Annotated in this window: 17 protein-coding genes; 11 read left to right on the top strand and 6 right to left on the bottom strand. The window is 42.4% G+C overall.

Annotated features, from left to right (window positions below):
* Positions 1-20: 20 nt before the first annotated feature.
* Entirely contained in the window at positions 21-1139 is a 1119-nt protein-coding gene (locus MURRU_RS01160; protein WP_014031573.1) for a PQQ-dependent sugar dehydrogenase, read from the top strand.
* A 12-nt stretch (positions 1140-1151) separates the two neighbouring features.
* On the opposite strand, the gene murQ is transcribed toward MURRU_RS01160, so the two are convergent.
* Together murQ and MURRU_RS01170 are read right to left on the bottom strand one after the other, a co-directional pair.
* Entirely contained in the window at positions 1152-1967 is an 816-nt protein-coding gene (murQ, locus tag MURRU_RS01165; protein ID WP_014031574.1) for an N-acetylmuramic acid 6-phosphate etherase, read from the bottom strand.
* Positions 1968-1971: 4 nt separating this feature from the next.
* Positions 1972-2721: a DeoR/GlpR family DNA-binding transcription regulator gene (locus MURRU_RS01170; RefSeq protein WP_014031575.1), complete on the bottom strand. Its 750-nt coding sequence runs from the start codon at positions 2719-2721 to the stop codon at positions 1972-1974.
* Positions 2722-2893: 172 nt separating this feature from the next.
* Between MURRU_RS01170 and nagB the strand changes: the two genes are divergently transcribed.
* The 5 genes from nagB (at position 2894) to MURRU_RS01195 (ending at position 9649) form a co-directional block, all read left to right on the top strand.
* A complete protein-coding gene (gene nagB, locus MURRU_RS01175; protein WP_014031576.1) occupies positions 2894-4831 on the top strand; it encodes a glucosamine-6-phosphate deaminase in 1938 nt (645 codons plus the stop codon).
* A gap of 211 nt (positions 4832-5042) precedes the next feature.
* Positions 5043-6323 carry an MFS transporter gene (locus MURRU_RS01180; protein WP_014031577.1) on the top strand — a complete coding sequence of 427 codons (1281 nt, stop codon included), beginning with the start codon at positions 5043-5045 and terminating at the stop codon, positions 6321-6323.
* Complete coding sequence (locus tag MURRU_RS01185) at positions 6316-7902, top strand: glycoside hydrolase family 3 protein (protein WP_014031578.1); 1587 nt, start codon at positions 6316-6318, stop codon at positions 7900-7902. The genes MURRU_RS01180 and MURRU_RS01185 overlap by 8 nt, the downstream gene beginning before the upstream one ends.
* Positions 7899-8564 (top strand): class I SAM-dependent methyltransferase, encoded by a 666-nt coding sequence (locus tag MURRU_RS01190; protein ID WP_014031579.1) that lies wholly within the window; start codon positions 7899-7901, stop codon positions 8562-8564. Before MURRU_RS01185 ends, MURRU_RS01190 begins: the two co-directional genes overlap by 4 nt.
* Positions 8561-9649: an anhydro-N-acetylmuramic acid kinase gene (locus MURRU_RS01195; RefSeq protein ID WP_014031580.1), complete on the top strand. Its 1089-nt coding sequence runs from the start codon at positions 8561-8563 to the stop codon at positions 9647-9649. Before MURRU_RS01190 ends, MURRU_RS01195 begins: the two co-directional genes overlap by 4 nt.
* Here MURRU_RS01195 and MURRU_RS01200 read toward each other — a convergent pair.
* Complete coding sequence (locus MURRU_RS01200; RefSeq protein WP_014031581.1) at positions 9646-10860, bottom strand: multidrug effflux MFS transporter; 1215 nt, start codon at positions 10858-10860, stop codon at positions 9646-9648. The two genes, MURRU_RS01195 and MURRU_RS01200, sit on opposite strands and share 4 nt — an antisense overlap.
* 175 nt (positions 10861-11035) lie before the next feature.
* Here MURRU_RS01200 and MURRU_RS01205 point away from each other — a divergent pair, with 175 nt between their 5' ends.
* The gene (locus MURRU_RS01205) at positions 11036-12097 is read left to right on the top strand and encodes a Gfo/Idh/MocA family protein (RefSeq protein WP_014031582.1); all 1062 of its coding nucleotides are present in this window, start codon (positions 11036-11038) and stop codon (positions 12095-12097) included.
* A gap of 312 nt (positions 12098-12409) precedes the next feature.
* On the opposite strand, the gene MURRU_RS01210 is transcribed toward MURRU_RS01205, so the two are convergent.
* The 3 genes from MURRU_RS01210 to MURRU_RS01220 are packed head-to-tail and all read right to left on the bottom strand — an operon-like array spanning position 12410 to position 15906.
* On the bottom strand, positions 12410-13951 hold the full coding sequence (locus tag MURRU_RS01210) for an acyl-CoA carboxylase subunit beta (protein WP_014031583.1): 1542 nt from the start codon (positions 13949-13951) through the stop codon (positions 12410-12412).
* Positions 13952-13956: 5 nt separating this feature from the next.
* A complete protein-coding gene (gene accC, locus MURRU_RS01215; RefSeq protein ID WP_014031584.1) occupies positions 13957-15399 on the bottom strand; it encodes an acetyl-CoA carboxylase biotin carboxylase subunit in 1443 nt (480 codons plus the stop codon).
* 6 nt (positions 15400-15405) lie between these two features.
* Positions 15406-15906 carry an acyl-CoA carboxylase biotin carboxyl carrier protein subunit gene (locus MURRU_RS01220; RefSeq protein WP_014031585.1) on the bottom strand — a complete coding sequence of 167 codons (501 nt, stop codon included), beginning with the start codon at positions 15904-15906 and terminating at the stop codon, positions 15406-15408.
* 236 nt (positions 15907-16142) lie between these two features.
* Here MURRU_RS01220 and udk point away from each other — a divergent pair, with 236 nt between their 5' ends.
* Genes udk through scpA form a run of 4 tightly spaced genes read left to right on the top strand, consistent with a single transcriptional unit; the run spans position 16143 to position 20564 of the window.
* Positions 16143-16751, top strand: coding sequence for a uridine kinase (udk, locus tag MURRU_RS01225; RefSeq protein WP_014031586.1), 609 nt, complete (start codon positions 16143-16145; stop codon positions 16749-16751).
* A gap of 1 nt (position 16752) precedes the next feature.
* Positions 16753-17085 (top strand): FtsB family cell division protein, encoded by a 333-nt coding sequence (locus MURRU_RS01230; protein ID WP_014031587.1) that lies wholly within the window; start codon positions 16753-16755, stop codon positions 17083-17085.
* Positions 17078-18463 (top strand): methylmalonyl-CoA mutase subunit beta, encoded by a 1386-nt coding sequence (locus MURRU_RS01235; protein ID WP_014031588.1) that lies wholly within the window; start codon positions 17078-17080, stop codon positions 18461-18463. The genes MURRU_RS01230 and MURRU_RS01235 overlap by 8 nt, the downstream gene beginning before the upstream one ends.
* Positions 18456-20564 (top strand): methylmalonyl-CoA mutase, encoded by a 2109-nt coding sequence (scpA, locus tag MURRU_RS01240; protein WP_014031589.1) that lies wholly within the window; start codon positions 18456-18458, stop codon positions 20562-20564. Before MURRU_RS01235 ends, scpA begins: the two co-directional genes overlap by 8 nt.
* Positions 20565-20635: the final 71 nt, after the last annotated feature.

A 20635-nucleotide genomic window follows, 5' to 3' on the forward strand; every position in this document is an offset into this window, starting at 1 on the left:
TAAAACTGACTAGTAAAATCATGCAAAAAAGCCTCTTATTTCCGTATTTTTTTATTCTATTGCTCAGTACATCTTGTGCCCAAAAATCCGATATGGGCATACAACTTCCAACAACCATTGATTTTACACCTAAGCTTGTGGTAGGTGGAGTCCAAAATCCTTGGGGCATGGTATTTTTGCCCGACAATAGTATTTTGGTATCCGAAAAATCAGGAAAGCTACTTCTCCACAAATCTGGAAAAACCATTGAAGTAGGCAATGCCCCTGAAATTTATAATAGAGGTCAAGGTGGGTTAATGGACATTGAATTGCATCCTAACTTTAACACTAATGGTTGGATTTATTTCTCTTATGCCTCCACAGAAGGCGAAGGCAAAGGAGGAAATACGGCGATTATTCGCGCTAAATTATCCAACAATAAACTCGTAAACATTGAAAAGCTCTACAAAGCATCGCCAAACTCAACACGCGGACAACATTTTGGCTCAAGAATAGAGTTTGATAGAGACGGATACCTGTTCTTTTCCATTGGTGACAGGGGAAACAGGGATGTAAATCCGCAAGATATCACCCGCGATGGTGGTAAAATATACCGTTTGCACGATGATGGCAGAATACCCAAGGACAATCCATTTATTGATGAAATAGGAGCAAAAAAAGCCATTTATAGCTATGGGCATAGAAATCCTCAAGGCTTGGCTCTTCACCCTAAAACTGGAGTGCTTTGGGAACACGAACATGGTCCAAGGGGCGGTGATGAAATCAATGTCATCCAAAAAGGAAAGAACTATGGGTGGCCCGTAATCACCTACGGCATTAATTATAGTGGTACCGAAATCACTGATGAAACCTCAAGACCTGGTATGGAACAGCCACTTTATCAGTGGACACCGTCCATTGCTCCGTCGGGAATGACGTTCGTTACTTCCGATAAGTATCCCAAATGGCAAGGCAACTTATTGGTCGGCTCCTTGGCTTTTCAATATTTGGAACGACTGGAACTAAAAGAAAACCAAGCGGTCTATCGAGAAAAGTTGCTGGATGGCATGGGTCGTGTTCGCAATGTACGTCAAGCACCCGATGGTTTTATCTATGTAAGTATTGAAGGGAAAGGTATTTACCGCTTAGAGCCGAAATAATATAGTTCTCACTTATTTCAAAGCATCTATGGCCATTTTTACCGAACCATATTTTTTGAGTGCTTTTTCCGCTTCATCATAGTCCAATCCAAGTTCTTCCATGATATAGCGTGTGCCCCTATCCACCAATTTGGTATTGCTCAGTTGCATGTGCACCATCTTGTTTCCTTTTACCCTGCCCACACGAATCATCAAAGCCGTGGAAATCATGTTAAGTACCAATTTTTGACTGGTTCCACTTTTCATTCGGGTACTCCCTGTTAAAAATTCGGGTCCTACGTTCACTTCAATGGGAATATTGGTTGATTGTGCCAACGGTGAACCCGGGTTGTTGGTAATACCAACCGTTAGGATGCCATTGGCCTTTGCATCCATAACACCTCCCAATACGTAGGGAGTGGTACCCGAAGCAGCAATGCCCACCAAAACATCATTAGGATTGATGTCATATTCTTGAAGGTCTTTCCAAGCTTGCTTCGTATCATCTTCGGCATTCTCTACCGCCTTGCGAATCGCCTGATCTCCACCCGCAATAAGCCCAATTACTTTATCATGAGGCATTCCAAATGTGGGGGGTATTTCCGAAGCATCCAATATACCAAGTCTACCACTGGTTCCTGCACCTATGTAAAACAATCTTCCTCCCTTGTCAAAACGCTTGGCCATCTCATCAACCACTTTAGAGACCTGAGGCAATACCTGCTCGACAGCTTCCGCCACTTTCTTGTCCTCATTGTTGATATGGGTCACAATATCCAAAGTCTCCATTTCATCCAACCCATCATAATGGGATGGTTCCTCAGTAATCTTAATGTGCTTTTGTACCACTATATTATAATATTTGTATGTTCAAATTCTTAAATGCATCAAGTTTTGAGTCCCAAGGCTCCAATTCCGTTATCATGGTGTTGATTACGTTTAAATCGCAAGTTTTAAAGCGATGCTGGGAATTCAGCTTCTCCGAAATACATAAAAGTACTGCTTTCTTGGAAGCATTGATAACGGCCTTTTTGGTCTGTACCACATCCCAATCAAACTCTGTTAATCCAAATTTGGTGTCAACATAGCCTGTTCCTATAAAACTATAATCCACTTTAATCTGTGACAATGCATTGATGGTACTGGAGCCCATGGCTATTTGCGACCCCTTTGAAAGTGTACCTCCAATAAATATCGTTTCTACATTTGGTTTGCGAAGCAATTCCATGGCTACGGGAAGGCTCAAGGTGAAACAGGTAAGCTTTAGATTTACAGGTAATAACCGTGCCAACTCCAGACAAGTTGTACCCCCATCAATTAGAACAACACTGTTATTTTTAAGGAGGCCCACCGCTTTTTTGGCGATCGCTATTTTCTTGTCTTGGGCATAAACATTGCTTTGTTGAGGGCTGTGATTGGCAAAGCCCAAAGAAACCGCACCCCCGTGAACTTTGACCAATAGGTTATCCGCATCAAGTTCTTTAACGTCTCGCCGCACGGTATCTATTGAAACATCAAGTTTCTCGGCCAAATCCGTAAGCAACACTCTGTTGTGCAACTCTACTTCATTAAGTATGGAATGTTGTCGTTCTTCTTTAAGCATATACTATCCTTTTCCTAAGATTTCAAAAGTAGAAAACAATTCAAAATAACGCCTTCTGGTTTGATTGCAATGTTAGCTTTTCTTTAAAAAAGCATAAAACTGCAAATTTATTGCAAAAAACAGCAATTTTAACGTATATTTGTCCCGTTTAACATCTAAACATGGATAAATAATGCAAGAATTAGCCGATAATCTATTAAAAAAAGAGGCCTTGGACACCGAAATGGTGAAGTTCGAAAAAATCGACACCCATATTTACCAAGACGCTCAAAGCGCATCATGGTATGTTGCCAATGAAATTGCAAGTCTGATCAAACAAAGGCAAGACGAAGGCAAAAAGGCAGTTCTTGGGTTGGCAACAGGTTCTACGCCGACCAAGGTGTACGATTACTTGGTTCAGTTTTATAAAGAAGGTAGACTTAGCTTCAAAAATGTGGTCACTTTCAATTTGGACGAATATTTCCCGATGGACCCAGACTCCATCCATAGCTATGTTCGCTTCATGAACGAACACTTGTTTGACCATATTGATATCGAACCTCACAATGTTCACATTCCAGACGGGAGTTTGCCCAAGGAAGAAATCAGAAAGTATTGCTTGGATTATGAGGAGAAAATAAAAAATGTCGGAGGTATTGATATTCAGATTCTGGGTATTGGTAGAACAGGGCATATCGGTTTCAACGAACCTGGTTCCTCCCTTAACAGTAAAACCCGATTGGTTCGTTTGGACCGTGTTACGCGCCTTGATGCCGCAAGTGATTTCTTCGGCGAGGAAAATGTGCCAAGAAGAGCAGTTACAATGGGTGTCGGCACCATTATGGATGCCAAAAGAATCATAATCATGGCATGGGGCGAAGGAAAAGCACCCATTGTTCAACAAGCCGTTGAGGGCGAAATAAAGGAATCCGTTCCTGCAACTTTCTTACAGCATCATAAAAACTGTGATTTTGTTCTTGACGGAGCAGCATCCTCCTATTTAACAAGAATAAAAACACCTTGGTTGGTAACCGAGTGCGATTGGGACGACAAACTCATCAAAACCGCATCAATTTGGCTTTCAGAAAAACTGGACAAGGCCATTTTAAAATTGACCAACGAAGATTATAATGAATATGGTATGGGTAGCCTGATTGCCGAGGTAGGCTCCGCAGAGCAAATCAATCTATCGGTATTTAACCAATTGCAACGCACAATTACCGGCTGGCCAGGTGGCAAACCCAATGCTGATGACAGTCAAAGACCGGAAAGAGCACAACCCCACCCTAAGACCTCATTGATTTTTAGTCCTCACCCCGATGATGACGTGATTTCAATGGGAGGCACTTTATTGCGATTGGTGGACCAAGGACACAATGTGCACGTAGCGTATCAAACTTCGGGTAATATTGCAGTTTTTGATGATGAAGTAATACGATTCCTTGATTTTGCCACCGATGTTCAAAAAGACAACAAGGAGCTCAAAAAGAGGTTTAAAGAGGTGCGTGAGTTTCTGGCCAACAAAAAACCGGGAGAATTGGACAGTCCCGAAGTACAGCATTTTAAAGGATTGATTAGAAAAGGGGAAGCCTTGGCCGCTTGTCGCTATTGTGGTGTGAAGGAGGAAAATGCGCATTTTCAGAACCTGCCATTCTATGAAACAGGTGCCGTTAGGAAGAAACCTCTTTCGGATGAAGATGTTCAAATCACCTATGATTTGCTGAACAAGCTAAAACCGCATCAAATCTTTGCCGCAGGAGACCTTTCCGACCCACATGGTACACACAGAGTTTGTTTGGATGTAATCTTTAAAGCTATTGAACGCTTGGTGGACGAAGGCTCGGATTGGATAAGAAACTGCTACGTTTGGTTGTATAGAGGTGCATGGCAGGAATGGGACATTGCAGATATGGAAATGGCCGTACCGATCGGACCAAAAGATATGGACAGAAAAATCAACGCCATATTCAAACACCAATCCCAAAAGGATAGTGCCATGTTCCCAGGGAACGACGAAAGAGAATTCTGGCAACGTGCCGAACAAAGAAACAAAGATACCGCAAATAGATATAATGCACTTGGAATGGCAGAGTACGAAGCCATGGAAGGCTTTGTACGATACCATTTCTAAAAAAAAACACCATTTCATTTTAAGTTGTTAGTTGTTTAATTAATCTTGAAAAGGCCTACATTTAGTGCATAAGTGGGCCTTTTTTCTTTTATGTGCCATCGTTAAAACGACATAAAAACTTAACCGTTAACTGAAGTGATGTTACCGAATTAGCCTGAACTTCCCGATATTTCAACAAATAAAAGACCAATTCTATATAAAACCACCACCAATGAATGTAGCTCCGAAAGATAAAAACGCATGGCTGTGGATTCCCTTTTTATATTTCACCCAAGGGATTCCCTACATTTTGGTGGTAACAGTTTCCGTGATTATGTACAAGCGTTTGGGCATTGGCAATGCGGAAATAGGTTTGTACACAAGTTGGCTATACCTCCCTTGGGTCATCAAACCTCTGTGGAGTCCCATTGTTGACCTTAACGGCACCAAACGAAAATGGTTTTTGGGAATGCAACTGGTGGTTTCTCTTGCGTTTTTAGGTATTGGCCTTTTTTTACCGTCAAACTCCTTTTTTATAATCACCTTAGCGTTCTTTTGGATGGCCGCCTTCGCCTCTGCAACCAATGATATTGCCTCGGATGGGTATTATATGATTGGCCTCACCCAGAAAAAGCAATCCTTTTTTATTGGCCTTCGCAGTACCTTCTACCGGTTGGCCATGGTAACGGGACAAGGGCTTTTGGTCATTTTCGCAGGCTTTTTGGAGAATCAGTACGGAGACAATACCAAAGCATGGTCCGTAACCATGATCAGTGCCGCGGTATTAATGCTTGCCCTAACGGTATCGAACTTTTTTACGGCTCCAAAATTCGAAGATGCAAGCTCAGAACCCAAGGAAAAACCAGCAGGATTCATTGAAGTATTTGCCACCTTTTTCAAGAAACATCAAATCGGAGTCGCCCTTTTGTTTGTGTTAACGTATCGTTTAGGAGAATCACAATTGGTTAAAATGGCATCCCCGTTTTTACTGGATGAGTTACAAGTTGGTGGATTGGCCTACTCCACCGAAGCCGTGGGCACCATTTATGGTACCGTGGGAGTCATTATGCTATCGCTCGGAGGAATTCTTGGGGGAATATTGATTTCCAGGGACGGTCTTAAAAAATGGATGCTGCCTATGTTGCTTGCACTAAACCTGCCCAATGCACTTTACGCAATTTTGGCCGTAACACAAACCACCAGCATATATGCAGTGGTCGGTACTGTGGTTCTTGAACAATTCGGGTATGGTTTCGGCTTTGCTGCGTTTATGATGTACCTTATTTATGTGGCCGAAGGTGCTTCCAAAACATCGCACTATGCCATTGCCACAGGCTTTATGGCCTTGGGCATGATGCTGCCCGGTATGCTGAGCGGATACATACAAGAATGGTTGGGCTACGATGGTTTCTTTATTTGGGTAGTGATTGCCGCTTTACCCGCATTTTTGGTGCTTCATTATTTAAAATACCCGGCTGATTACGGTAAAAAAACGGTTGAATCCAATGACTGATATCCATCGAACATACACGCTTCCAAAAGAAACACTGACCCTAAAACAGAAAGTAGGGCAATTGTTTATGCCTGCTGTTTTTATCAACGACACGGAAGAGGAAGTCCAGAAAATGGAGAAACTCATCAAAGAACAGCACGTAGGTTCCATCTGTTTTTTCCACAGCAGGGCCAGTGCGGCCACCAATTTTGAAGGGAAGAAAAAAATAGTCCACAACGAAAAAAGCTATGACCGTTTGTTGGAACTTATTGCGCGATATCAAGAAGCTGCCAGCACACCTTTACTTGTTGCTATTGATGCTGAATGGGGACTCGCCATGCGTATAGAAAATACCCCACAATACCCGTATGCCATTACATTGGGAGCTTTGACCAACAACAACGATTTGATTTATAAAGTGGGCGAAGCTATTGGAAATGATTGCAAACAAGCTGGAATACAATGGAATTTGGCCCCGGTGGTCGATATCAACAACAATCCTGAAAATCCCGTAATCGGTTATCGTTCTTTTGGGGATGATAGAAATAGTGTATTCCATAAAGCAGAAGCATTCCTAACAGGAATGGCCAAGAGTGGAACCCTAAACTCCATCAAGCATTTTCCAGGGCACGGCGATACGGCAACGGATTCCCATTTGGGGTTGCCCGTTATCGATAAATCCATGGATGAACTCATGGAAAACGAGCTATTTCCTTTTCAAAAACTGATTAAAGCAGGAGTAGATTCCGTTATGGTAGGCCATTTGCTCCTACCCCAGTTGGATGCAGAAAATCCATCCACAACCTCATCAAAAATTATTTCTGGACTGCTCCGAAAACAGTTGGGTTTTGACGGAGTTGTAATTTCTGATGCTTTGAATATGCATGCCGTTTCCAAAAAGTTTCCGCAGAAGGGGAAATTGGAAAGTGTTGCCTTCGAAGCTGGAATTGATGTACTCTGTTTTAGTGAACATGTGGAAGAAGGGATTGATGAAATTTTGACCACTGCCTCAAAAGAACGAATTCAAGATAGTTTTGAGAGAGTCTGGAAACTCAAACGCAAAGTCTTTTCTGAAGAGATGCGATCAGAGGAATTTGATCATGGTTTGCACTCCAAACTGAACCGTGAAATTGCCGAGCACAGCATCACAGAGTTATACGGGAATCCATCAACGGTCAAGAAGTTTAAATCTTCCGATTTTCTCAATATTTCGGTGAGTTTGGGCAAAAAAAACAGCTTTTCAGAGCAGATTTCATCACATTTTGGGTCCAAAGTAATTGATTTAGAGGCTCCATCCGTTTCAACTACAGATAATGTAGTATTAAGCATATTCCCACCTGCCGTAAAACCCAAAAACCAATTTGGCTTTGATGATGAAACATTGGCAATCCTCCATAAATTGGTGGAAGAAAAAAACATCTTAATTTATCTTTTTGGGAATCCGTATGTACTGGATATTTTAAAATTAAAGCCTTCAACCAATGTGGTCTTGGTCTATCAAGATTTTCTAGAGTTTCAAGAAGTTGCTTTTGAACATTTCTCTGGTAAAATTGAAGCGAAGGGCAATCTTCCCATCAAACTAAAAACTTTTCGACCATGAGCAAGGAAATTATTTCATCATGGGATAAAAACGCTGCGGAATGGATAAAAGTCATTCAAAATGATAGCATACCTTCCAGAAAATTCACGAATCTCGCTATTTTGGAAACCATAAAGCAATTGGACGGTGACAAAATTGTTGACATTGGGTGTGGTGAAGGCTGGTTGACCCGTGAAATGGCAAATTTGGGATGGGAAGCTACTGGTTTGGACGCTACTGCAAGTTTAATTGAGGAAGCACGGAAAAACAGTAATCAGCCTTTTGAAGTATTCACCTTTGAAGACATTATTGAAGGAAAAAATATTCCAAATACCCCGTTTGATGCCGCTGTCTTCAATTTTTGCCTGTATCTTAAAGATGGACTGAAAGAATTATTGTCAAACACATTAAATCAACTATCAAAGGATGGAGTGCTCCTTATTCAAACCTTACACCCCTACTTCCTCATTCAAAACGATTTAAAATTTAAAAGCCAATGGTTGTCCGATTCTTGGAAAGGATTACCCGGCAACTTCACGGACGGACATTCTTGGTATGCCCGAACTATGGAAGATTGGCTCCATGAACTCAATCAACTTGAAAATAGCAATTTCAACATCAGGGAAATCTTGAACGATGAAGAGAAACCGATTTCCTTGATTATAAAAATCAACAAGATATGAGCATTTATAAAGTCTTGGGACTAATGTCCGGTACTTCGTTGGATGGATTGGACATAGCCTATTGCCACATTTGGGAAGAAGGTGAAAAATGGAATTTCTCCATTAAAAATATCGCAGAAATTGACTATACCGATAAAATGCGGGAATACCTTAAAAATGCCATTCACCTTTCCAAGGAAGATCATGAGCAATTGCACAAGGATTATGGGATTTGGTTGGGACAACAATCCAAGTTGTTTATGGATGAATTGGGCAAAGAGGTCGATTTTATTGCCAGTCATGGACACACTTCGCATCACCGACCAGAAGATGGTGTAACGTTTCAATTGGGCGATGGGCAGCTATTGGCAAACACGTCTGGCAAACAAGTGGTTTGCGATTTCAGAACTAAAGATGTGTCCCTAAAGGGACAAGGCGCTCCTTTGGTGCCCATTGGCGATAAATTGCTGTTCCCTGAATACGATTTTTGTTTGAATTTGGGAGGCATAAGCAATATTTCTTTTGAAAAAGGTGGCGAACGCATTGCTTACGACATCGGATTGGCGAATATGCCGCTTAACTACATTACCCATAAAATGGGATTGGCCTATGACGAAGATGGAAAACTGGCCCGGTCCGGTAAATTGGACCATGCGCTGCTAAGAAAACTGAACAACCTTAAATATTATAGCCTGCCCTATCCCAAATCCACGGGGTACGAATGGTTCACTTCCAATATCGTCCCCTTAATTGAATCATCCACAGTCTCTAATGAGGATCTATTGCACACTTTTATCCATCATAATTGTGAACAGATTGCGTTTGCGGTCCTCAAGCATGGGGACAATGGCAAATCCAACAGTAAGCTGTTGGCTACGGGAGGGGGCGCACTCAATCAATTCTTTATGGATACACTTCAAGATAAACTAGGGAAGAGTGTTGAGGTTGTAGTACCCAACAAAACCTTGATTGCCTATAAAGAAGCTCTCGTTTTTGCTTTAATGGGCGTACTCCGCTTGGAGGGGAAAACCAACGTTTTAAAATCAGTTACTGGCGCCACTTCCGATTCGTGTAGTGGCGAAGTGTTTTTTCCTGAAACAATTTAAGTCGTGGCCACACGCTTTCTTTTGGGTTTGTTCACCAAAAGGAAGATGGTCAAAGCACACAGTCCACAAATCGCCAAACCTGCAAACAACGGCCAAACGGAATCTTTTACAAACTCACCGATAAAGGTTGCGATCGGTATGGAAAGTAATGTGGACACAAACCCATTAATAGCTGCTCCGATTCCTGCAATATGGCCAATGGGCTCCATGGCGATGGAACGGAAGTTACCCCACATAAATCCGAGGCAGAAAAACTGAACGGATAAAAAACCGACCAATACATAAATGCTTGGGTTAGGGGTGTTGAGAAAAACAATGGAGTAGGTCAGTGCTACAACGCAAAATACAATGGTTGCCATTAAGGACAACCTTCGCATACCAAAACGCATTACCAAGGTTCCATTCAAAAATGTGGAAAGTCCAATAGAAACCGCAAGGCCTGCAAAAATGTACGGGAATATTTCTTTAAGGGCATATTGGTCCTCAAAAATATGCTGGGCAGAACTCAGGTAAACCAAAAATGCCCCGGTTACCAATCCCGATGTCAAGGTAAAGGCAACCGTCTCCCTATATTTCACAAACTCTTTAACACCATCAACAAAAACGTGTCTAGTGAATGGGATTTTATATTCAGGATGAAGTGTTTCTTTTTGTCGCTTCCAAAACCATACAGCCACCACCAACACAAAGAACATCTGCACATAAAAAATGGCTTGCCAACCTGCAGCATCCAAAATCAATTTTCCTATGGCAGGAGCAACAACAGGCACTAGAATAAAAAATGCAACTACGAACGACATTACTTTGGCCATATAGTCTCCCTCATACGTATCTCGAATAATGGATATGGAAATGGTTCGAGGTGCTGAGAGCCCGATTCCCTGTAAAATTCTACCAATTACCATAATCTCCAACGATGGTGCATACAAACAGATGATACTTGCCAGTAAAAAGATGATAAAACCGATGTACACAACCGGCTTTCGTCCAAAACTGTCCGATATGGGCCCAAAGAACAATTGCCCCACGCCAAGTCCCAAGAAAATCATGGTTACCAACAATTGATTATCCGTAGGGTCCGTGCTATTAATGGCAGTCCCAATGTTGGAAATTGCTGGTAAGATGGCGTCAATGGCCAAGGCTACAATGGACATCAAAGCGGCCATCATGGCCACAAACTCAAAGTTGGGTTTTTGATTTAACTTTTGCATCTGGCAAAATTAGGCATACCCAACGGACCAGTAAAGCTTTTAAGAAAGGTTTAATGATAAGAAAACATATCCAACGTTGTAGTTTGAGATTATCGATGGTTTAAGGGAATATCTCCTTCCAAATCCGTTCAAAAAAACCAGATAACCTTATCTTTAAAGCTAAATTAACTAGGCAATGAAACAATTAAAAACCTTGGTCGTAGGATGTGGTAATATGGGAACTTCGCACGCTCGTGCCTATCACCAGTTGAATGGATTTGAAATAGTGGGATTGGTAAGTCGTGGCACCAAAAGTAGGGAACGCCTTTCCAAAGAATTGGATGCAGCACCCACTTTTTCGGATTATGCCGAAGCATTGAAAACAACCCAACCCGATGTGGTTTCCATAAACACATACCCAGACACGCATTATAATTATGTAAAAATGGCCCTTGAGGCCAATGCTCATGTTTTCGTAGAAAAACCGTTGGCTTTGACCGTGGAAGAAGCACAAAAACTGGTTGATCTTTCCCAAAAGAAGAATCGCAAAATGGTGGTGGGCTATATTTTGCGAGTGCACCCTACGTGGGCCAAGTTTACCGAAATGGCTCAGACATTGGGCAAACCCTTGGTAATGCGCATGAATCTGAACCAGCAAAGCTCAGGGGAGCAATGGTACACCCACAAACAGTTGATGCAATCCATGTCGCCCATTGTGGACTGTGGCGTACATTATGTGGATGTGATGTGTTCCATGACCCGTTCCAAACCTATCAGCGTTTCTGCCATTGGCGCACATTTATCGGATGAAGTGGATTCCGATATGTACAATTATGGACAGCTACAAGTTCGATTTGAAGATGGTTCCGTAGGTTGGTACGAAGCAGGTTGGGGACCCATGATGAGCGAAACCGCATTTTTCATTAAGGACGTAATTGGTCCCAAGGGCTGTGTTTCCATCAGCGATACGGACAAAGGTGCATCTGAAGATATTGAGGGCCACACCAAAACAGGTAGTTTAAAATTGCATCACAGCGAACTCAATGCTGACGGAAATTTCACCAAAAAGGATGAAATCATTAGCACAGCGGACGAACCCGACCATGATGGGCTATGTTTATTGGAACAGGAATACCTGTTGGATGCTATTGTGAACGACCGAGACCTCACTGACCACTTGAATGACGCCGTGAACAGTCTTAAAATTGTATTGGCTGCGGATGAATCCGTTAAAACGGGTAAAACCATATTCTTATAGAAGGAGGAGGAGTAAGATTTTAGTAAAAATTACTGCAACTGGTATCAAACCTTTGACCTGAGCGATAATAAACACAAGAGATTCTTCGCTACGCTCAGAATGACAGGTTAAGAACAGCTGTCATTTCGAACCGACCGAAGGAAGTGTGAGAAATCTAAACACGTACCCTTACTTCCTTCCCCCTGGAGGTCTCGTCCCGATAGTTGTCGGGAGCGCTCGACCTGACATTACAGAACTAGTTCAGATTTAAGTTTTTCGTAAAAATTAGCGTGATTCGTTTCAAGCCTTTTTCCTTTAACCCATCACCTTAATTTACAACGGAATATTCCCATGCTTCTTCCAGGGAGTTTGCACCTCTTTTTTCTCCAACATGGCAAAAGTCTTCAACAATTTGCTTCGCGTATCTTTGGGCAGAATTACCTCATCAATAAATCCACGCTTAGCGGCTCGATAAGGATTGGCAAACTTATCGGCATACTCTGCTTCTTTCTCCTTTAATTTGGCTTCCGGGTTATCGGCGGCAGCAATTTCCTTTCTAAAAATAATTTCACTGGCACCCTTTGCCCCCATCACCGCGATTTCCGCACTTGGCCAAGCAAAGTTGAAGTCGGCACCAATATGTTTGGAATTCATTACATCGTAGGCTCCGCCATAAGCTTTACGGGTAATTACGGTAACTCGTGGCACGGTCGCTTCACTCAAAGCATACAGCAATTTTGCCCCGTGCATAATAATTCCGCTCCATTCTTGGTCAGTTCCGGGCAAAAATCCAGGAACATCCACCAAAACCAATAATGGAATATTGAAAGAATCACAAAAACGGGTAAAACGGGCTGCCTTTGTGGAGCTGTTCACATCCAAAACCCCTGCCAAAAACATAGGTTGATTGGCAATAATCCCAATACTCCTACCCCCTAATCTAGCAAAACCGGTAATAATGTTTTCCGCGTAATCTTTATGGATTTCATAAAATGAATCGGTATCAATGATTCCACTGATTACATCGTGCATATCGTAGGGCTTGTTGGGATTGTCTGGCACAATACCAGACAGTTCATCCCTCGTTTCATCACCAAGCTCATAAGGTAATAATGGTGTAGTTTTCTTATTGTTTTGAGGTAGATAGTCCAACAAGTTTCGAATATCATCCAAACAAGTGGCATCATTGGCAGAAGTTTTATGGGCAACCCCAGATTTTACAGCATGGGTACTTGCTCCTCCCAACTCTTCAGAGGTTACGGTTTCATTGGTCACCGTTTTTACCACATTGGGTCCCGTAACAAACATATAACTGGTTCCCTCCACCATTATAATGAAATCTGTCATGGCAGGCGAATACACCGCTCCCCCAGCACAAGGTCCCATAATGGCCGAAATTTGTGGGATTACGCCAGATGCTTGCACATTACGGTAAAAAATATCGGCATATCCCCCAAGGGATTTCACCCCTTCTTGAATACGGGCTCCTCCAGAATCGTTAAGACCAATAACAGGTGCTCCCACTTTCATGGCCAAATCCATCACCTTACATATTTTTTCGGCATGGGTCTCGGAAAGTGCTCCCCCGAAAACGGTGAAATCCTGTGCATACACATACACCAATCTTCCATTTACGGTTCCATAACCCGTAACCACGCCATCGCCATAATACATTTCCTTGTCCATACCAAAATCTGTGGTACGGTGGGTCACCAAAAGGCCCATTTCTTCAAAAGAGCCTTCATCCAAAAAGTAAAGTACCCTTTCGCGAGCCGTCAACTTTTTCTTTTGATGTTGCTTTTCAATACGTTTTTCTCCTCCACCCAAATGGGCTTCTGCTATTTTTTCTTGTAGTGCTTTTATTTTGGGATCCATAGGATTCAGTTTGAAGGTAATCGTACTATTTTCTTATCTTCCAGAAATTGATAAAGGGCTATCATGGCGGCAACTTCTGCTCCGTTGGCGGTTTGCTCCTTGATTTTTTCTGGAGAATAATAATTCTTCACAAAATGGGTGTCAAAATTACCTGATCGGAACGCTTCATGGGCAAACACAAAACTTCCGAAAGGCAAGGTGGTCTGCACCCCTTTTACTTTATAATTTTGAATGGCATCGAGCATCAACGCTATGGCCTCCTCGCGGGTTTTACCATAGGTAATGAGCTTGGACAACATAGGGTCATAATAAATAGGGATATCCATTCCTTCCTTAAAACCATTGTCCACCCTTATCCCTTCACCAACTGGCAATTGATAGGCTTCCAAGTTGCCCACACTGGGCAAAAAATCGTTCAACGGGTCTTCGGCATACACCCGAAGCTCTACAGCATGCCCATTGATTTCAAGGTCTTCCTGTTTCATAGGCAGTTCCTCGCCACGGGCCACTTTTATCTGCAATTCCACCAAATCCATCCCAGTGATCAATTCGGTAACGGGATGTTCCACTTGCAGACGGGTATTCATTTCCAAAAAATAGAAATTGAGATCGGCATCGATCAAAAACTCAACGGTACCTGCACCAACATAATCACAAGATTTAGCCACTTTACACGCTGCAACACCCATTTCTTCACGTAATTCGGGGGTTAAAATGGCAGAAGGTGCCTCTTCCACCACTTTTTGGTGACGTCGCTGTACGCTACATTCCCTTTCAAAAAAATGGAGGACATTGCCATGCGTATCGGCCATTACCTGTACCTCGATATGCCTTGGTGAGGTTACGTATTTTTCAATAAAAACGGAACCATCGCCAAAGGCGGACGTAGCTTCACTGATAGCTCGTTTCATCCCCGATTCAAGGTCTTCTTCCTTTTCAACAATCCGCATTCCTTTACCTCCACCACCTGCGGAGGCTTTGATCAATACAGGATATCCTACTTCATTGGCAATTTCGTGTGCCTTGGCCACGTCAGAAATAGCTTCGTCAATACCCGGCACCATGGGGATATCATAAGCTTTCACAGCATCTTTGGCCGCCAACTTGCTCCCCATGATCCGAATGGCCTTGGATTTTGGACCAATAAAAGTGATTCCGCTTTTTTCAACCGCTTCGGCAAAATCTGCATTTTCACTTAAAAAGCCATAGCCTGGATGAATTCCATCAACTTGACGTTCTTTGGCCACCTCAATAATTTTATCCCCACGCAAATATGATTTATTGGAAGGTGCTTCGCCAATACAAACCGCTTCGTCTGCAAATTGCACATGAGGGGCATTCCTGTCTGCCTCCGAATAAACGGCCACGGTTTTAATGCCCATCTTTTTTACGGTCTTCATAACCCTTACCGCAATTTCGCCACGATTGGCTATCAATATTTTTTTCATGGTGTTCTATTGAAATTCAATCAACAACTGTTTCTTGTCAACGGCATCACCTTTCGAAACACTGATATTTTTAATTACTCCGTTTCTTGGAGAGGTGATGATGTTTTCCATTTTCATGGCCTCCAAAATCAATAATTGGTCTTCTTCCCGCACTTCTTGATCTTCTTCGACCAGAATGTCCAAGATCAACCCTGGCATAGGAGCAGTAATAGAGTCTATATTTTTACTGCCATTGGTAGCAAAGCCCATTTTTTGGATAAGTTCATCCAAAGGGGTTTGAATCGAGGCTTGATACTCACTCCCGTTAATACTTAAGGTGTAGGTTCCTTTATTAAAGTCGGAATCCAAAATTTTTACGTGGTACGATGCGCCATCTTTTAAAAGGTGATAGGCATCAGTACCCGTTTTAATCAAATCCAACGAAGAAATAGTGTCCTTGGAAAGTTTAAAGTCAAAGTCATCGCCAACCTTGACCGAATAAGAATCATTCATATAAAAATTTTCCATTGGTTAGCTTGATAAATATAAGGGTAATGCATTAAAATAACACAAAGCTAAACGCTTAAACTAGTAAGAATTATGACATTGATCATTCCTTTTTTGATTGAGGATTGCTAATTATGTTGTATCCTAGTAAACTGCCTCGAGGCAACTTGCCTAAAGGCAGTCAGGTTTAAACCTCGATTATCGAGTTAAGCGTTAGATATAATCATTTGTTTATTTTTGATGACAAATTTTGAACTATGTTGATTCTTGGGATTGCCGGTGGCACAGGGTGCGGAAAAACAACGGTAGTAAACCAAATTGTGGAGCAATTGCCCGAAAACGAGGTAGGTGTGATTTCGCAAGATTCCTACTATAACGATCTTTCCCATATGAGCCGGAAAGAAAGGACGAAAATTAATTTTGACCACCCCAATTCCATTGACTTCAATCTATTGATTGAGCATATTGACCAGTTACGGGAAGGAAAGACCGTGGATACACCTATTTATTCCTTTGTAGAGGAAACACGGATGAAGGAAACCATTCCCACACCACCCCGAAAGGTAATGATCGTGGAGGGGATCCTGGTGTTGAGCAATCCTAAATTAAGGGATCTGTTCGATATAAAAATATTTGTTCATGCAGATTCGGACGAGCGTTTGATTCGAAGGTTACAGCGGGACACGCAGGAACGGGGCCACGATTTGAACAAGGTACTCACTCGATATCAGACCGCAGTGAAACCGATGCACCTTCAATTTATTGAACCCTCGAAGGAGTTTGCGGACATCATTATACCAAACAATCGTTACAATACAGTCGCCGTGGATGTTGTAAGGACCATCATCAACAATAATCTTACATAACATGGGCCTAAAAGAATTGAGGAAAAAGAAATGGTTCAAGATAATGACCAATACCTATATTTTGGTCCTGACCATTTTTGTGATTTGGATGGCTTTTTTTGATACCAATTCCCTAATGATCCATTTGGAACTGGAAAACGAAATAGATAAGTTGGAAAAGGAGAAAGAGTTTCTGAAAAGTGAAATCGCCAAGGATAAGGAAATCTTGGAAAAGATGTCGGACAAGAAAGAGTTGGAAAAGCTTGCCCGTGAAAAATATTACATGAAAAAGGAGAATGAAGAAATTTTCCTGATTGAATATGAAGATAGCATAAAGAACCAACACCATGAATAACACTGGCCTTTTTAACGAATTTCCTGAAGTTTCCGCCAAACAGTGGAAACAAAAAATCCAGATGGACCTCAAAGGTGCCGACTACAACGAAACCTTGGTTTGGGAATCTTTGGAAGGTATTAATGTAAAGCCTTTTTACCATCAAGAAGACCTCAAGAACATCCCCATCTATGTTTTACCCGAGGACCATGATTGGTCTGTAGGGCAATCCATTTATGTCGGTGACACTCAAAAAGCCAATGAGAAAGCTTTGGTAATCCTTAAAAAAGGTGTGGAAAGTTTGATTTTTACTATTCCCAATGAGGATACCGATTTTGAAGCATTGTTTGAGGGCATCAATCTGGAAGAAATCAAACTCTATTTCAATTTTGAGTTTTTGGCCTTGGCACCCATCAAAAAGTTGGTTTCCCTCCTCAAATACAAAAAAACAAAGGCCTATTTGAACATCGACATCATTGGGCATTTGGCCAAAGATGGCAACTGGTACCATAATATGAAAAAGGACCATGAGCTATTGACCGAATTGGTTGCACTGGGCACTTCGGACATATCAATTATTGGAGTTGATTTATCCCTCTATCAAAATGCAGGCGCCAACATGGTGCAACAATTGGCCTACGGTTTGGCACATGCCAATGAATATCTCAATCATCTTGTCGCTTCGAACACAGTCCAGAAGTCTTTTCCCATCGCCTTTAAAGTGGCCGTGGGAAGTAACTATTTCTTTGAAATAGCCAAAATTAAAGCGCTGCGATGGCTTTGGAATAGTCTAGTATCTGAATACGGAATCAAAAGCGATTGTACCATTTTGGCCGTACCATCAAAGCGCAACAAAACCTTGTACGATTACAACGTGAATATGCTTCGAACTACATCAGAATCCATGTCGGCAGCTTTGGGAGGGGCAGATATCGTCTGTAATTTGGCTTACGACGCCATTTATCATAAAGATAATGCGTTCGGAGAGCGAATTGCACGTAACCAACTTTTACTTTTAAAAGAAGAGGCCTATTTCACCGAAGCGTCACAAATTTCTGAAGGTGCCTATTATATTGAATCACTCACAAATCAACTGGCAGAAAAAGCCTTGGTCCTATTTAAGCAGATTGAAAAATCCGGTGGTTTTTTGGACAGTTTAAAAAAGGGTGTGGTTCAACGAAAAATAAAGGAAAGTGCGGACAAGGAGCAACAGCTTTTTGATGAAGGAAAGATAGTTTCTCTTGGTACCAACAAATACCAAAATCCACAGGACCGGATGAAGGATGATCTGGAACTCTATCCTTTTGTAAAAACCAAAGCACGGAAAACAATCATTGAGCCTATTATTGAAAAAAGATGGGCCGAAGCCTCAGAACAAAAAAGATTGAACGATGAGTAGAAAAGACCTTCAACATTTGGAATTAAGTTCGGAGTTCGGAGTTCGGGGTTCAGAGTTGGAGAATACCCATAACTCAAAACTCATAACTCATAACTATAGCCATACCAACTTTGCTGCGGGTATTTCCCCATTCCTTCGCGGCCCCTACTCCACCATGTATGTCCGTAGACCTTGGACCATACGCCAATATGCAGGTTTTTCAACTGCCGAGGAAAGCAATGCGTTTTATAGAAGAAATTTAGAGGCAGGTCAAAAAGGGCTTTCCGTAGCCTTCGACCTCCCCACGCACCGTGGTTACGACTCGGACAACGACCGCGTGGTCGGAGATGTAGGAAAAGCTGGAGTCGCCATAGATTCCATAGAGGATATGAAAATTTTGTTCAATGGTATTCCTTTGGATAAAATGTCCGTTTCCATGACCATGAACGGAGCCGTAATCCCCATTATGGCTTTTTACATTGTGGCAGGCTTGGAACAAGGTGTTTCTATGGACCAACTTTCAGGAACCATTCAAAACGATATTTTGAAGGAATTTATGGTGCGGAACACCTACATCTATCCCCCTACACCTTCCATGCAGCTGGTTGCCGATATTTTTGAATTCACCAGTAAACATATGCCGCGGTTCAACAGCATCAGTATTTCCGGGTACCACATGCACGAAGCAGGAGCTCCAGCATCCATGGAACTGGCTTATACTTTGGCCGATGGTATTGAGTACATCCGAACTGGGATAAAAGCAGGCTTAAAAATTGATGAGTTCGCTCCAAGACTTTCCTTTTTTTGGGGTATCGGGATGAATCATTTCGCCGAAATCGCAAAAATGCGGGCCGGACGCATGCTTTGGGCCAAGTTGGTAGATCAATTCAATCCATCCAACCCAAAATCATTGATGCTTCGAACGCACAGCCAAACGAGCGGATGGAGCTTAACGGAGCAAGACCCTTTCAACAATGTGGCCAGAACCACCATTGAGGCTATGGCGGCAGTTTTTGGCGGTACCCAAAGCCTACATACAAATGCATTGGACGAAGCGATTGCGCTACCTACGGATTTCTCGGCACGAATTGCGCGGAACACACAAATCTATTTACAGCAGGAGACACAGATCACCAAGACCGTAGACCCTTGGGCAGGAAGCCATAAAGTGGAACAATTGACTCAAGAAATCGCCGAAAAAGCTTGGGAACTGATTCAAGAGGTGGAAAAATTGGGCGGAATGACGAAGGCCATTGAAAAAGGCATCCCAAAAATGCGCATTGAAGAAGCCGCCGCCAAAAAACAGGCACGTATCGATAGCGGTCAGGATATTATCGTTGGGGTAAACAAATACCGATTGGAGAACGAGGACGACCTTCAAATTTTGGAAGTGGACAACGCCAAGGTTCGCAAGCAACAAATGGCCCGCTTGGAGCAAATACGAAGCAGCAGGGATTCCAAAGCTGTGGAAAAGTCGCTCGAAGAAATACGTGTTGCTTCCAAAAAAGCCATGGAAAATGATTCTGACCGTGGAAATTTGTTAGCTTTAGCGGTAGAAGCAGCCAAACAGCGTGCTACCCTTGGTGAGATTAGCAACGCCATGGAAAGTGCCTTTGGACGATATAGAGCTAAAATTCAATCTTTTACTGGAGTGTATTCCAAAGAAATCAAAAACGACGAAAGTTTTGAAAAGGCCCGTAAATTGGCCGATGCCTTTGCCGAGCAAGAAGGACGAAGACCACGTATAATGGTTGCTAAAATGGGTCAGGATGGTCACGACCGTGGTGCCAAAGTAGTAGCCACTGGTTATGCCGACCTAGGTTTTGATGTGGATATTGGGCCTTTGTTTCAAACACCAGCCGAGGTCGCAAAGCAAGCCGTAGAAAACGACGTTCATGTTTTGGGGATTTCATCCCTTGCCGGTGGACATAAAACTCTGGTTCCAGAAGTGATTCAAGAGTTGAAAAAATATGGTCGGGAAGACATTATGGTGATTGTGGGGGGAGTAATTCCAAAGCAAGATTACAAGCATTTGTTGGGCAATGGAGCGGTTGCGGTTTTTGGGCCGGGAACCAAAATTGCAGATGCAGCCACCGAAATACTCAACATTTTGCTAGACTGACCCACATAACAATCTCGTAAATAAAACTTTAACTTTCTTTAACGCAGCATACAGGGGTTATTCACCCCCTG

Source organism: Allomuricauda ruestringensis DSM 13258, from assembly GCF_000224085.1.
GTDB classification, from domain to species: domain Bacteria; phylum Bacteroidota; class Bacteroidia; order Flavobacteriales; family Flavobacteriaceae; genus Flagellimonas; species Flagellimonas ruestringensis.